The 14,384-nt window shown below is 60.9% G+C and carries 16 protein-coding genes and 1 tRNA gene; 4 read left to right on the forward strand and 13 right to left on the reverse strand.

The window, feature by feature from the left end:
* The first annotated feature begins 29 nt into the window (after positions 1-29).
* The gene (gene metF / locus M3465_RS00490) at positions 30-896 is read left to right on the forward strand and encodes a methylenetetrahydrofolate reductase [NAD(P)H] (protein ID WP_249499745.1); all 867 of its coding nucleotides are present in this window, start codon (positions 30-32) and stop codon (positions 894-896) included.
* Positions 897-898: 2 nt separating this feature from the next.
* On the opposite strand, the gene M3465_RS00495 is transcribed toward metF, so the two are convergent.
* Complete coding sequence (locus tag M3465_RS00495) at positions 899-1,114, reverse strand: hypothetical protein (RefSeq protein WP_249499746.1); 216 nt, start codon at positions 1,112-1,114, stop codon at positions 899-901.
* A gap of 122 nt (positions 1,115-1,236) precedes the next feature.
* Here M3465_RS00495 and M3465_RS00500 point away from each other — a divergent pair, with 122 nt between their 5' ends.
* A complete protein-coding gene (locus tag M3465_RS00500; RefSeq protein ID WP_249499747.1) occupies positions 1,237-1,497 on the forward strand; it encodes a DUF2312 domain-containing protein in 261 nt (86 codons plus the stop codon).
* Positions 1,498-1,513: 16 nt separating this feature from the next.
* Here the strand turns inward: M3465_RS00500 and M3465_RS00505 are convergent, their stop codons facing one another.
* Complete coding sequence (locus M3465_RS00505; RefSeq protein WP_249499748.1) at positions 1,514-2,395, reverse strand: hypothetical protein; 882 nt, start codon at positions 2,393-2,395, stop codon at positions 1,514-1,516.
* Between the two features lie 131 nt (positions 2,396-2,526).
* Here M3465_RS00505 and M3465_RS00510 point away from each other — a divergent pair.
* Both M3465_RS00510 and M3465_RS00515 read left to right on the forward strand, forming a co-directional pair.
* Positions 2,527-2,602 (forward strand) — tRNA-Thr (locus M3465_RS00510).
* Between the two features lie 524 nt (positions 2,603-3,126).
* The gene (locus M3465_RS00515) at positions 3,127-4,665 is read left to right on the forward strand and encodes a Calx-beta domain-containing protein (RefSeq protein ID WP_249499749.1); all 1,539 of its coding nucleotides are present in this window, start codon (positions 3,127-3,129) and stop codon (positions 4,663-4,665) included.
* A gap of 232 nt (positions 4,666-4,897) precedes the next feature.
* Here M3465_RS00515 and M3465_RS00520 read toward each other — a convergent pair whose 3' ends face one another.
* The 11 genes from M3465_RS00520 to M3465_RS00570 form a co-directional block, all read right to left on the reverse strand.
* A complete protein-coding gene (locus M3465_RS00520) occupies positions 4,898-5,449 on the reverse strand; it encodes a hypothetical protein (protein WP_249499750.1) in 552 nt (183 codons plus the stop codon).
* Positions 5,450-5,751: 302 nt separating this feature from the next.
* Positions 5,752-7,248: a YfjI family protein gene (locus M3465_RS00525; protein WP_249499751.1), complete on the reverse strand. Its 1,497-nt coding sequence runs from the start codon at positions 7,246-7,248 to the stop codon at positions 5,752-5,754.
* The gene (locus M3465_RS00530) at positions 7,245-8,129 is read right to left on the reverse strand and encodes a DUF7146 domain-containing protein (protein ID WP_249499752.1); all 885 of its coding nucleotides are present in this window, start codon (positions 8,127-8,129) and stop codon (positions 7,245-7,247) included. The genes M3465_RS00525 and M3465_RS00530 overlap by 4 nt, the downstream gene beginning before the upstream one ends.
* A 91-nt stretch (positions 8,130-8,220) precedes the next feature.
* Positions 8,221-8,628, reverse strand: coding sequence for a winged helix domain-containing protein (locus M3465_RS00535; RefSeq protein ID WP_249499753.1), 408 nt, complete (start codon positions 8,626-8,628; stop codon positions 8,221-8,223).
* Between the two features lies 1 nt (position 8,629).
* Positions 8,630-8,812: a helix-turn-helix transcriptional regulator gene (locus M3465_RS00540; RefSeq protein ID WP_249499754.1), complete on the reverse strand. Its 183-nt coding sequence runs from the start codon at positions 8,810-8,812 to the stop codon at positions 8,630-8,632.
* Positions 8,813-8,895: 83 nt separating this feature from the next.
* Complete coding sequence (locus tag M3465_RS00545; protein WP_249499755.1) at positions 8,896-9,594, reverse strand: hypothetical protein; 699 nt, start codon at positions 9,592-9,594, stop codon at positions 8,896-8,898.
* On the reverse strand, positions 9,591-10,784 hold the full coding sequence (locus M3465_RS00550; protein ID WP_249499756.1) for a tyrosine-type recombinase/integrase: 1,194 nt from the start codon (positions 10,782-10,784) through the stop codon (positions 9,591-9,593). The genes M3465_RS00545 and M3465_RS00550 overlap by 4 nt, the downstream gene beginning before the upstream one ends.
* A 174-nt stretch (positions 10,785-10,958) precedes the next feature.
* Positions 10,959-11,345 (reverse strand): curli-like amyloid fiber formation chaperone CsgH, encoded by a 387-nt coding sequence (gene csgH / locus M3465_RS00555; protein ID WP_249499757.1) that lies wholly within the window; start codon positions 11,343-11,345, stop codon positions 10,959-10,961.
* Between the two features lie 3 nt (positions 11,346-11,348).
* Positions 11,349-11,999, reverse strand: a complete 651-nt coding sequence (locus M3465_RS00560; RefSeq protein ID WP_249499758.1) for a hypothetical protein — start codon at positions 11,997-11,999, stop codon at positions 11,349-11,351.
* A gap of 76 nt (positions 12,000-12,075) precedes the next feature.
* Positions 12,076-13,275, reverse strand: a complete 1,200-nt coding sequence (locus tag M3465_RS00565) for a hypothetical protein (RefSeq protein ID WP_249499759.1) — start codon at positions 13,273-13,275, stop codon at positions 12,076-12,078.
* A 69-nt stretch (positions 13,276-13,344) separates the two neighbouring features.
* On the reverse strand, positions 13,345-14,328 hold the full coding sequence (locus M3465_RS00570; RefSeq protein ID WP_249499760.1) for a hypothetical protein: 984 nt from the start codon (positions 14,326-14,328) through the stop codon (positions 13,345-13,347).
* Positions 14,329-14,384: the final 56 nt, after the last annotated feature.

The raw sequence follows: 14,384 nt of genomic DNA on the forward strand, positions 1-14,384 counted from the left end.
GACGGGACGCAGATTCAAGGATCCCGATCATGCCCGCACCGGCCATTTCGTTCGAATTCTTCCCCCCGCAAACGCTCGCGGCGTCGTTCCGGCTTTGGGACACGGTGCAGGCGCTGGCGCCTCTGGGGCCGCGTTTCGTCTCCGTCACCTATGGCGCGGGCGGCACCACGCGCGATCTGACCCGCGAGGCGGTCGCGACGCTGCACAAATCTTCCGGCCTGCCGGTCGCGGCGCATCTGACCTGCGTTGACGCCACCCGCGAGGAAACCTTGCAAATCGCCCGCGATTTCGCCGCGGCGGGCGTGACCGATATCGTGGCGCTTCGCGGCGATCCGCCCAAGGGGTCGAGCGGTTTCGTGCCTCACCCGGACGGCTTCGCGTCCAGCGTCGATCTGATCGCGGGGCTGCGCGAGGCCGGCGATTTCAACATCCGCGTCGGCGCCTATCCCGATACCCATCCCGAAGCCGCCGATAGCGGCGCCGATGTGGCCTATCTCAAGCGCAAATTCGACGCCGGCGCGAGCGAGGCGCTGACGCAGTTCTTCTTCGAGGCCGAGACCTTCTTCCGCTTCCGCGACGCCTGCGAGAAAGCCGGAATCGACAAGCCGATCATCCCCGGCATCCTGCCGATCGAGAACTGGAAGGGCGCGGCGCGTTTCGCCAGGAATTGCGGCACCCGCATCCCCGATTGGGTCACGGACGCCTTCGAGAAGGCCGAGCGTGACGGGCGCGAGGATCTGCTCGCAACCGCGATCTGCACGGAGCTTTGCTCCGAACTGATCGACGGCGGCGTCGATGCGCTGCATTTTTACACGCTCAACCGCCCCGAATTGACCCGCGACGTATGCCACGCGCTTGGCGTGACGCCGAAAGCGGACCTGAAGAACGTCGCCTGATCCTAGCCGAGGAAGATCCCCAGGATCACCATCATCAGGCCCAGCACCGAGGCGAAGAGCGAGCCGAGATTGATCGGCATGACCTGCCGCACCGCATCGCGCAGCGCCGCGTCCTCCAGCCCGGCGCGGCGGGCGCGGTTCACGCGGATGATGCAATAGATCAGCCCGCCGAGCCCCAGCAGCGACAGCGCCGCACCCGACCAGATCAGAATGTCCATGTCCCGCTCTCCATCCGCTGCGTTCCCGCCGCGCGGTAATTGATCGCCCGCGCGGTGACAAGCCCTTGATCGCCCCCGCCCGCGCGGCTAGGACGGCGCGCAGAGTCAAAGGAGCCGCACCGATGGATGACAGCGCAATCGAAGCCAATTACCGCGTGACCGCCGACGAGCTGCGCCAGTTCATCGAACGGTTCGAGCGGCTGGAGGCCGAGAAGAAGGACATCGCCGAGCAGCAGAAGGAAGTCATGGCCGAAGCAAAGGGGCGGGGCTACGACACCAAGGTGATGCGCAAGGTCATCGCGCTGCGCAAGCGCGAGCCGGACGATATCGCGGAAGAAGAAGCGGTGCTCGATATGTATAAGGAAGCGCTCGGCATGAGCTGAGCCGCCGGGCAGGATCTCAGGGGGTGATCAGCGTCACCCCCGGCAGTCGCGACAGATCGAACATGTCCTCTTCGTAGCGATCCGACATCTCCTGCACGAATGCGGCGTCCCAGCCCGGCAGATCGAGCTCATCCTCGATCTTGGTCTCATCGGCATATTTGTCCAGAAAAGCTTCCATGATCCGGCGCAGTTGTATCTCCGGAATGCCGGGACGTTCGCCGAGATAGGCACGAAAGCGGCTCATACCGTCCTGCGTCATGATATCGGCAAGCCGTGAATAGGCGCCGATCAGCGGATAGGAAGGCTCCACACCGAGCATCTCGCGCACCACCTGCCCCCAGATCAGCGGGCTGTCCTCGTCGCACCAGACGGTGATCGGCACGCCGGGCACCGCCTGCGTGATCCGGGCCATCAATTCCGACCATCGCAGTTCCGCCGGATCGAGCCCGCCCAGAAGCGTCTCCAGCGTCTGGTGCGGCGTTGTCGCAAGCAGGGCCGGCAGGAGAGTCACCGGGCTGCGCAGCGCGATGAAGATCTCGATCTCGTCCGGGGCGAACACATCGGCCAGCGCCCGCAGACGCCGCGGCGCCCGGCGATAGGCGACGCCGCCCTGAAACGCGATCTTGGGCACCGAAAAGAGGTTCTCATGCGACAGGATCAATCGGTCAACATGACCGCCATCCTCGTCGAGCATCGCATCCAGCAACACCTCCCGCGTTCCGGGTGCCGGAATTTCAGCCCCCAGCGCATTGAGCCATTCCGAAATGAGCCTGCGGTATTTTCCCGGCCCCGGCACCGCAACCCCCATGGGCCGAACGCCGTCGCGATTGCGCAGCAATGTCCGCAGCAGCCGGTCGGCGCCCGTCTCGTGCAGGCCGGTATGTAGGGCGATTTGCATATCGAGGACTTTCCCGCTCGGCACCCGCTGAATACAAGCGCGGCGCGGACGATGCAAACCGTCCTCCGACCGAAAATCTCCCGAATGCCCCTTGCACGCCGCTCCCGCACTCAGTAATCACACACCAGAGTGCCCCTATAGCTCAGCTGGTAGAGCAACTGATTTGTAATCAGTAGGTCCGCGGTTCGAGTCCGTGTGGGGGCACCATTAAATTTACGTAAACCATTGCCTTCAGTAGTTTAAGTGGATAATGCAGTCTGCCGTATCCCCCTAAATATCCCCCCTAAGGGCGATGATGGCTTTGGTTTCGGGCAAGTCTATCGCCTCGGCCAAATCGAGTGCTTCACGGCCCAGCTTGTTCACCAACTTCCGTAAAGCGATTGCATCAGCACTACGCGCGCCATGTTTCCAGTTCGGGTGCCCAGCACCGGCCTTTGCGCCGCCCCGTGCGCCATGCATCCGACAAACTGCCCAACCGCGAACGGCTGGGGCTTTACATGGATTACCCGTGCGTTTTGATTTCGCGGTGCATCTGGGCGCATCGTGCGCACTTTGCATCAGGTTAATGTTACTTTTCTTCACGGCCCTGCCCACCTTTTCCAGTTTGCTTACGCTGACTGACTGTTGCAAGTTAAAGTTGATAAAATGCGACTCCGGCTGCTGCGCTTATCTTTTTTTTGGCCTGTGGGTGGTGGTGATGACAAACAATTTTCTCGTTTAAGGAAATCAGTATGGCGATTCAGAACGTAACCGAAAGCTATGTCTTGGCCCAAACTGCCGGGGATACTTACAATGGTGACAGCCGCGACCAGACCTACAGCATCAGCCCCTTCCTGACCGGGGCCGGTGAAACTATCACCATCGTAGACCAAGGTGGCAACAACGCCATTGAGCTTCCAGCAGGTCTGACAATCACCAGCAGCTTGGTTGTTTCTGACCAAGCCATTCTGACGCTGAGCAATGGCGCGGTCATTGATATCCGTGGTGCGAATACCTTTACGTACAAAGTTGGTCAGAACGTTCTAGTGGGCGATACGACCGGCGCGGACCTGAACTACGCTGACTTTGCACAAGATGTGCTCGGTGTGACCCTCGATGGCGGGAACCTGGTCGAAGGCGGGCAAGTTACCGTGGACGATACAGGCGGTGGTGGGTTGCCAGTTTTGCCAACGGTCAGTCTTGCTCCGACGAATGGTCAAACCACCGAAGGCGATAACGGCAACACGGTTGTGACCTTTACGGCAACGCTGTCGAGCGCGTCTGATGACTTGGTAGCAGTGGACTACGCAACGGCCAGCTCCACCGCGCAGTCAGATGTGGATTTCTTGGCAGCTTCGGGAAGTCTAGTGTTCTCGCCTGGCACAACGCAGCGGACCTTCGATGTCGAGATTGTGGGTGATACGGAGTACGAGCCTGACGAGATATTCCGTGTTGAGTTGAGCAATCCGCAAGGTGCTGTGCTTGACCAAAGTGGAACGGTCATCAAGGGATTTGAAGCGCTTCACACGATTTTGGATGATGACCAGCCATCGACGCCTTCCGATGACCACTCGAACAATCGGAATAGCACAGCAACCGCACTGACCTTCGGTGATGTCACAACTGGCGAGATAGAGCGCAACGGTGACGAGGATGTGTTCCGCATAGAGCTGGAAGCAGGTCGGCAATATACCGTTGAACTGAACAACATGAATGATTTGGGTATTACCGATGAAACGGTACGAATGGCATTTTACGACCAAAACAACCGAATTTTCGACTCTATCATCGCTTCGGCTGGCGAGAACACCGGATTCACTTTTGAAGCAGATGGCACAGGCACATTCTTTTACGAGGTGAGCAACCTAAGTTCCGGTGGACCTGATGGAAACACCTATGCTGTGCAAATTGACGAGCTTTCTGGCTCCGATGACCACTCGAACAATCGGAATAGCACAGCAACCGCACTGACCTTCGGTGATGTCACAACTGGCGAGATAGAGCGCAACGGTGACGAGGATGTGTTCCGCATAGAGCTGGAAGCAGGTCGGCAATATACCGTTGAACTGAACAACATGAATGATTTGGGTATTACCGATGAAACGGTACGAATGGCATTTTACGACCAAAACAACCGAATTTTCGACTCTATCATCGCTTCGGCTGGCGAGAACACCGGATTCACTTTTGAAGCAGATGGCACAGGCACATTCTTTTACGAGGTGAGCAACCTAAGTTCCGGTGGACCTGATGGAAACACCTATGCTGTGCAAATTGACGTGTTCATTTAGAAATCTGGTCTGAGCCCTCATCAAAAAGCGACTCCGTCTTTTCACAACTTCAGCGCAGCGCGGCCCGTGTTTCCAGTTGGGGTGCGCTGCACCGGCCTTTGCCCCGCTCCGAGCGCCGTGCATCCGGCAAACGCTCCAGCCGCGAACGGCTGGCGCTTTGCATGGCTGACCAGTGCGCTTTGATTTTGCGGTGCATCTGGGCGCGCTGTGAGCGCTTTGCATGGGGTTAGCGTCACTTTCCTTCACGGCCCCGCCCCCCGCTTTCAACATTTCCGACTACCGCCTGCCCGCCGCTTTCGACGGTCACGCGTTCCACGCGCACGGTCTGCTGGCCTTTCGAGCGATAGCGTTTGAGCGTGTCCATCTGAGCGGCGTAGCTGCGTGCCAGCTTGTTCAAAGCCCGTTCGGCCGCGTCCTGTTGCGGGATGTTCTCAACATGGTTCAAGCGCCGTGCCAGCATCATGGTAGCCTGATGCGTTGCCGCCATCTGGGTCAGCAACAGGGCTTCGGCTGCGTCCTTCGGCTTCATCGCATCCACAAAGCCAACCACGAAGTTGGCCCCGTCTTGATCAACGCGTCTTCCGTGCGTGCCAAGGGTGGCAATCTGACCAATCAAGCCCAGCGCGACAGGCTTGCTGACTGCATTGCTCGATATGCGGGAATAGTCCCCGGCAATGTCGATTTGCAGCGTGTTGCTGTCATCCTCATAGACCGTCATGGATGGCGTCTTGCGCTGTGCCGGTTCCGGATTTTTGCCGGATGTTTGTTGAACGTTGTTTGCCATGTCATTCGCCTTTCAGGTTTATCCAATTCGAAGTGTTGCCGCACCAGCACCGCCCATTCGGCCCCTGCCTTTGCCATTCGGTCAGGCTTCGCCATTCATCCAGAGATACGACACGGCCGGTCCAAGTCTTCACGCGGCCCCCGGCTGTCTGGTGTTGCGATGTGATTTCTGGCGCGCTGGGCGTTGCGACACTCGCGACAATTGCGACATTCGGGGCTGGTGTCGCAGAAGTCGCGGTTGTCGCAGGGGCGTAGGTCACGCTTTCGCGGCCCCCGCCTAGCTTTGCGAGTTCGGCTTGCGCGTCAAACCACATCGCCAACGTTCCGCATGATGTGCCATGCCTCGGACCGTGATGCGCCGCGCACAACCGTGCCCGCCTCCAACCGCACCACCCATCCATGCTTTTCGAGTATGCCCAGCGCGGCTCTAGCCTTCGGGCTTTCGCGTAGAGCGTTCGGTCCCAGCCGCACCACATCCCGCACCATGATTTCAGGATGTTCCCAGCTTTCCAGCAACCACCGCCGTAAGGCTTCTGCCTTGTCGATTTCCGCAGATACGGTTGCAGCGCTTGCCAGCCGTGAAGCCTCAGACAGATAGAATTGCGCTAGTGTAATGGCGTCGGCCATGTCGCTGGGCTGCACCTGTTGCACTTCGAGGTCACGCCACAACGTCAGCACGCCTGCAATGCGCGCCGCCTGTTCCGCCGCCTTCGATGCCGTACCCGTGATATGCGCCAAGTCACCGCCGGGGGATTGTGCCGCTTCGGTCGCGTCGGCAAAGCCCGCCAGCAATGTGCGGGCGTCGGGGGCAAGACCAAGGATGCGCGGTTGCAATTCGCGGGTTTCCGGGTCAATCGGCATGGGCGTTTCGAGGATGGCGCGCAGCCGTGCCCCGAATGCGCCGAGCGCCATGTCATCGCGCCGCGCGTTGGCTTGCATCCGGGTTCCAATGGCGCTGGGCGGTTCGCACATCAGGAAGCGGGGCAGAAAGCCGGTATCCGCCGCCAGCGGGTCAGCCATGAAGCCCCGCGCGACGGTCGGTTGCACCATCAAGTGTACCGCCAGCCGCCGCCCGTAGAGCGTCGCGTGTCCATCGCCCGAGCGCGTGCGCCGGATGGGGTTCCCCTGCCAAAGGTCGTTTAATGCCGCCAAGGTCTTTTGGCGGTTGTCGCTGTTCATGGCGTGCCCGCCCAAGAATTGCCCGCCTTCATCCGAGAAAAGGCCAAGGCTGGGCTGGCCCGTTGCGAATAGCTTGGTCAGCCCTTCGAAGGTCGGTTCGGTCACGGTCCGGTCAGCGGATGGCGGGGCTTCGGGTTCCGGCCCCAGCGCTTCGAGGTCAGCTTGCGCCGCCGTTCGCTTTTCCCCTTTGCCTTTCTTGGCGTCCAAAAGGATGCGGTCGCGTTCGCCTTTCCAGAGCGCTTGCGCGTTGCGCCAGCTTTCCATCGCGTCGCGCTGGGCAATAGCCTGCTCCCGTTCATGGTCGCGCAGCGCCGCCATCAGCGGCGCGTCGCAGGCTGATTTCCGTTCCCCGCTTCGGGCGATGGTCAAGGCATAGAGCGACAGCGCACGCGGCCCGCCCAGCGTGTCCACATCGGCAAAGCCCTGCACGGCTAGAGAAGCCACCGACAGCGCGGATTGCGCCGGGATGGCGACGGGAGCTTGCGTAATGCCTTGCACCGCTTCTACGGCCCCGCGCAGCGGCCCCAGCGCGTGAACGGGATAAGCTGCGCCGGGGGCAATGCCGCGCACCAGCGGTTGCGGCCCTTCGGGCGTGTATTGAATAGGCTGGGGCGCGTTCATACGACTTCCCCTTTCATTGTCAGAATGTCGTTCCAGTCGCGGCCATCGGGGGCAGGCAAGAGCGAGACTTGCCAGCCCAGCGCGTGCGCCCGTGCGGCCAATGCGTTTGCAGCTTCACGGCCCGCCGTGTCGCCATCGGGGGCGATGGTCAGCCGCCCCGGCTTGTCCGGCAGGCGCAGGCCTCGGATGCCCGATGTGGACAGCGCGGCCCAGACGGTCGCAGGCGTGCGCAGTAGGCCAGAGGCAAGGCTCAGGGCGGTTTCGATGCCTTCGGCCACCACCAGCGGCCCCGGCCCGTCCGTGAGCCGCACAGCGCCGCCCGTGACGGCCCCCAGCATCAGCTTGGGCGGGTCAATCTCGGCCTTGCCCGAGCCATCGGCGCGCAGGCACGTGCGATGCACGCACGCCCCGTCTGCCCCCTGCACAGCGGCCACCAGCGCGGGATAGCGCTTGGCGGTCGGCCCGTGGAAGCATTGCCCGTGAAAGCGCAACACCTGGCCCAGGTCGCAGGTGATGCCACGGCTGCGCAGGTAGGTTTCCGCAAGCGTGCCCGCGATGGGCTGAGCTTCGCTCCACACCTGTTTCGCCTGCGCCGTCCGTTTTATGGCTTCGGCCCGTTGTTCGGCTTCGCGCCGGGCCAGCGTTGCCGCGTCCGGGGGCGTGTAATCCCCCGTCCGCAGACCAGCCGCCGCCAGAACGTCGAGAAAGGCGCAGCCGCTTTTCTTGCAATCCAGCACCAGCCGCCCGTTGCGGCCATCGGCCAAAGTCAGGGCGTTCTGGTGTTTTTGCCGCTGGGGCTGGCAAACGGGGCAAGCTGCCGCCCCGTAAGACCGATACCACTTGCCGCCCAGCGCCCGTGTCAGGTCGCATGCATCTGTCATTGCGCGGCCCCCCAGATCAGAGCGGCCAGCGCGTTCGCCTGCGCTTCGGTCAGACCGTGAAACCGGCGAAGATAGAGGATCTGCAATCGGGTCATTGCGTACCCCCTTTCCAGTCAGGGGCCACACCAGAGCGCAGCACATAGCGCCCGTGATGCCCCGGAAAGACGCCTTCGTGCGATTCGGTGATGGTTTCGATGTCAACGCCAAGTTCACGCAGGTTGAACACATACGCGCTCCAACGGGGCGCGGGGTTGTCGATGGGCGTGCAGCCCTTGGCCCCGGCCTTGCGCAGTTCTTCGAGCGCCCAGCGGTCACGGCCCGAAACGACAATGCGGAACGGGTCGCCTGCACTTGGCGTGACACGATAGGGCGTGCCAGAATTGTGGCGCTTGGCTTTGCGGTGTGCTATTTTCGGAGTATCCGCCGCAGTCGCATGGCGATATTTCCGGCCCGGTTCCTGCCCCAACAGGTTCCGGGTCACTTCGTTTCCGCCGCTCATATCAAGCGGCCTTTTCGCGCAAGGTGCTTAGATGGGCGTCCACATCGCCTTCTGCCCAATAGATGCGGCCCCCAAGCTTGATGGGCTGGGGCAAACGGCCCGCCGCCAAGTCGGCATAGATTGCAGAGCGTGAGCGATTGCCCAGCTTGGCGCGCAATTCAGTTAGAGTGAGGTATTTCTGCATATCGCATCATCCTTCTGTGTTTCAGATGGTGCGAGGATGGCCCTGCGTGTTTCGGTTTTCGTGGAGTTTAAGTGAGGTCTATTTTACGACACTGGGCTTGGCGGCTCGAACGGGTCTATAAGTCCGATGTAATCCGCTAATTCGCGAATTTCTTTAGCGCCTTTGTCAAAGCAAACAGACTTCACTTGAGAATAGGTCGTATATCGGTTGGCGCGGGTGAAGGCATCGGCCACGGCATCGCAGGCGCTGAAACCATCATCGGTAGCATCATTTCGAGTCAGTCGAACCGTGGTTGTTGCGACAATAAATTTACAAAGCAAGTATTGCCACAACTTGAGCAATGCGTCGTTGCCAAGTGGCCGTCCATATTGACGCGGACGTTTCGCTTCTCCATTGAGGATTTTTGCCCCGAAAGTGGTCAAAACCGGGCAAGTATCGACACCAGTGACCTTGAGGGCAACAATTTGCATCCCCGCGATATGTTGCGCTAAATCGAAAGCGTGGCAATTTTTGCAAGCCAGATCGACCAGTTTAGCCGCGCGAGCTTCATCCAGATGGGGAAACTTGGCTTCGCCAATCTCTATGAAATCGACCCCAATTGCCGACATAAGATGCCAGCCGGGGGCAAGCTGTTTCCCTTGATTAGCTTGAGAAGCAATGCCTGAAACCGCGCTGTCTAGCGCGGTTTCAATCTCGTCTTTGCTGACAAAGGTTCGAACAAATGTATCTCTTGGCGACCAGTCCTTGCCACCTAAGAAGGCACGGTTCTTTTGTTTTATCATACTGCCCCCGCCAGTTTCACCAGCCGCCCAGCGCCGCCGGTCACAAGGTCGGCCCAGCGCTCTAACAGCGGGGCGCGCTTGGCGAGATAATCTGTGCGTCGATAGGCCCGCACCACGCCACCATCCACCACATGCGCCAGCATCGCTTCTGCGACTTCGTGCGGGGCGTCAGTCGCTTCGGCCAGCCAAGTGCGCAGGCTGGTGCGGAATCCATGCGGGCGCGCTTCCAGCCCCCGCCGTTCCATGTGCCGCGAAAGCGTCATGTCGCTGATTACGCCCTTTCGGCTGTTCGGAAACAAATAGCCTTTGCGGGCGTGCGGTCGCGCTAGGTCAATCACGCGCTGGGCTTCTGCCGACAGGGGCACGCGAAAATCATCGGTCGCACCTTTGCGGCCCTTCATCGCTTCTGCTGGCACGGTCCACACGTCGCCTTCGATTTGGTCTAAGCGGATGTTGCGCAGCGGCCCCGAACGCACGCCGGTCAGGATAAGAAGGCGCAGCGCCAGATGGGTTGGCGTCGGTTCTTCGAGGCTTGCGTAGAAGTCAGGCACATCGCGCCAATCCATCGCCGGGATATTCTTAGGCACATGCCGGGTTTTCCCCAGCAGCGCCTTCGCCTTTTCGGTCGCCTGCAAATCCACATCCAAGCCCAGCGCCGCCGCGTGCTTCATCACAATTGAAAGGCGGTTCAAGGCTTTGCGCGCTGTGTCGGCCTTTGTGTGCCAGATAGGGGCCAGCGTGTCGCGAATGTCGCGCTGGTCTAAGTCGGTTACTGGCACTTTGCCCAGCTTCGGCAAAACGTGAATGCTCAGGGGAGACAACCACCGGCCCGCCGTTCCGTCGCCCTTGAGTTCGGCCTTGCGCGCCTCGAACGCATCCTCCGTGATAATGGCAAGCGATATATCCTCGCGCCGCGCTGCGCGTTCTTCGGCTTCACGTTCCTTCATGGGGTTGCGCCCCGCCGCAGCGACCTTGCGCCAGCGTTCGCTCTGTTTGCGGGCTTCGGCCAGCGACACGGTTGGGAAGCCACCCAAACCCATTTCCTTGCGCCTTCCGTAAACGGTTACACGCTGTACCCACTGCGCCCCGCCATCCTCGCGCTTCACCAGCCACAGCCCAGCCCCATCGCAGTGTTTGCCCACTGGTGCGGATTTGACGAATTGCGCCGAAAGCCTGTTCTGTGCCCGCATTTCATATCCCCCTAAATATCCACCCTAAGTTAGTGGATAAGGACGGACACGACAAGACATGACAGGACAACTGCGGCCATGTTTTTAGGTGGGTACGGGCAAAGATGTACAAATAAAAACAATAAAAAACAATGCGTTAGTTCCGTGTGGGGGCACCATTTCACCCCTTTACCTTTACTCCCCGTCGAATTCCGCGCGGGATTCGTGGGTTTGGCCGTTGGCGGTTTGTACTTTCAGCTCGACCAGCAATGTCGCGCCCGGCTCCAGGGACAAGCGAGAGACCGAGAGTGGCGCGGCGGCGTCATGTGTGGCGGGGATGGTGCCGGTCTGGCGGCTGACGGATTTGCCGCTCGGCCCGATCTTGGTCGCCTGCAATTCGTAGCGGCCCGGCTCGCCATTCTCCAGCTTCGAGAAAACTTCGAGTTGCACCGCCCCGCCTTCCCGGGTGGCGACGATCCAGCCGGGATCGGCACTGTCGGCCATAGCGGCTCCCGGCCCGAGCCCGAGGGCCAGAACGGCCGCGAGCCACCTGCCCGGCCATGTGTTGCGATTATCTGTCATGGGTCATTCCCCCGTCTGGGTGATCTGAACCGACATTCCGCCGGTCTGGGTGACAATGATCGGCGCCGCGGCGATGCCGATCTGTTTCAGTTCGGCCGTATTGCCCGGCCCGTTCTGTTCGAGTTCCATCAGATTCGCCCGGCCGTCCTGCGACATGTCGGCGAAATTGTCGTCGCCGGTCTGGCGCAGCGTCATGCGGTTTTCCGATCCGTCCTGCGTCGTGAAGGCGATATTGCCGATGCCGGTCTGGCTCAACGTCAGGCGGTTGCCGCTCCGGGCGGGGTCGGAGTCGCTTGCCCTCTGGTCGATCCGGAAGCTGTTGACCGTGCCCGTGATGGCCAGATCGGCGCGGTTGCCGAGCCCGTCCTGCACCAGATCGCCCTCGTTGCCATCGCCGCTCAGCCGCACAAGCGCGCTTTGCTCTGCCCCGCGCTGTTCGACGAGCAGGAGGCTGTTCGCGCCCTGATCGGCGATATCCGCGGAATTGTCGCTGCCGATCTGCTCGATCGCGACTTCGCCGCCGGCCGCGCGGCTCTGATCGAGGGTGGTGATGTTGCCGCCGGCCTCCTGCGTGATCTGGGCGATGTTGTCCTGCCCGAGGACGGGGCTCGCCGCGAGAACGCAGAGTAGGCAAAGGCGTGTTGGAAGGGTCATGGCGCTATCCCTGTTGTGATGCGCCGCCAGGCCGGACGCCCGGCGGCGCATGGGTCATGTTACACCGGATCGCCGCTTATTGCAGCACGGTCGACTGATTGCCGATGCCCTGCTGCGAGACATAGGAGGTGTTCCCGGCGGTTATCGTCTGATTGACGATCGCCGTATTGCCGAGCGGACCGACGATGGACGGCCCGGTCTGATGGACCTCGCTGCTTTGGTCATGCAACTCCTGGGTGACTTTGGCAATATTGAGCAAACCATCCTGTTCGATCAGGCTGAAGTGATCGTCGCCCATCTGCATGACGCTTGCGAAATGCCCGCCAAGCGGTTTCTGCGTGACGTGGCTTTCGTTGTCGTTGCCGGTCTGCTGGACATTCGCGACCGTTCCGGAGGGAACCACAGGCAGATCGCCATTGGTCGAGCTCTGCGTGACGGTGCTTGTGTTGCGATCCCCGTCCTGAACGACGGTCGTGGCGTTCCCCAGCCCCGGTATTCCGCCCGACTGCACGATATCCGAGCTGTTGTCATTGCCGAATTGAGAGCTGAACGCGACGCCGGATTCTCCGCCCTGCGCAATGATCGAGGCGTTGCCGTCGCCGTCCTGCAGGATGTCTGCAAGGTTGTCATTGTCGGTCGATGCGGGGTTCGGAATGAACCATGTGTTCGCAACCGCTCCCGTTCCCTGCAAAATCGAGGCGTTGTTGCTGAGCCCGTTCTGATCGATAGCGGCGCGGTTATTGTCGCCTCCATTCGATCCGACGATCTGGGTCGTCGTTGCGGAATTGTTCGTGCCGCTCTGCACGATGTTCGTGTCGCTGTTGGTGATCGCCGCCGGCGTTGTTCCAGAGCATCCGAACGGATCGAAACAGTTGACCGCCGCCCCCGGCCCCTGCCGCGCATCCGCGAAGTTATCGTCGCCATCCTGGGTGACGGCCGCGACATTGCCGCCCTGCGTCGAATCCTGAACGATCAGCGCGGTGTTTTCCAGCCCGCTTCCATTATAGCTCTGCGTCACGGTCGCCGTTTGCGTGCCCGATCCGCCGAGCTGCTGGATGGTCGAGGAGTTGGTATCGCTGCCGCCGGTATCGGATTGCACGACCGTCGCGATATCGTTGTCGCCGGTTTGCAGAACCACGGACCCGCTGCCGGTGCCGCCGCTCTGGGTGACTGTCGCGTCGTTGCCCAGCCCGATCTGGTCGATCTGGCTGTCATTGGCGAAGGCCGCGCCTGTCATGCCGAGCGTAATGGCGGAGGTGAGAAGTAGATTTTTCATGGTGTTCATCCTGACTGCGCGCTTGGCGAGCCCCGCGCTTCACGCGCGAGGCCCCAAACGCAAACCCTGTTACTGGTTAACCGTCGCCGTGTTCCCGGCGCCCGACTGGTAGATGGTCGAGACATTGCCGGCTGTCACCATTTGGAACACCGACGCGCTGTTGCCCGGATTGGACGCATCCGCGACCGGATCGCCGCCATCCTGTTCGATGTAGGAGCTGTTCCCATCGGTCGATTGCGTGACTTCGGCGAACTGGTTCGCGCTGCCCGCCCCCGCCACGAGCGAGGTTTGCAGAACGGTACTGGTATTGTCATTGCCATCCTGCAGGATCAGCGCCGCGACAGAGCTATTGGCGCGACCGGACTGCGTCACATCGCTGATGTTGTTGTCACCCGACTGCTCCACATCGACCGTGCCGAAATTGGCGCTTTGGGTGACGGTGCTCAGGTTGCCATTGCCCGATTGCAAAACGTCGGCGAGGTTGTCGAGCCCCGATTGATCGACAATCGACGTATTGCCATCGGCCGTTTGAGTCACATTCGCGGTGTTCAGATTGCCCCTCTGAATCACACTCGAACTGTTGTCATGCCCGATCTGCGACACGTCGGCTGTTTGCCCCCGGCGGTCGAGAGGATCGACATCCCGGCCCTGCGACACGAAAGAGCTGTTGTTCGTTCCGTCCTGCTCCACAATAGCGACAGCTGCGGGCGGGCCATCGTTGAACTGCTCGATTGTGGACACGTTGCCGGGGTTGCCGTTCGGATCGCCAGTCTGGTTCACGGTCGCTTCCGCGCCGGAGCCTTCCTGGTAGATGTTCGACGTGTTCGACGCGACGTTGAAATTCGGCGTGCCGTTATTCGGATTGTCCGATTGCGTAACGCTAGCCTGATGCGAGCCGCCGATCTGTTCGATGCCGGAGATGCCTTCGCTGCCGCCTGTCTGATCGACGGTCGCCATGTTGGACAGGCCGATCTGATCGATCGTGCTATCATTGGCGAGCGCCGCGCCGGTCATTCCAAGGGTGATGGCGGTGGTGAGAAGAAGATTTTTCATATCATTGATCCTTTTGAACAAAGGTTCGACCCGCGTTTCGTTGAGCGGCGGGCCGA

It is taken from the genome of Marivita sp. GX14005 (assembly GCF_023370775.1).
Lineage (GTDB): Bacteria > Pseudomonadota > Alphaproteobacteria > Rhodobacterales > Rhodobacteraceae > Marivita.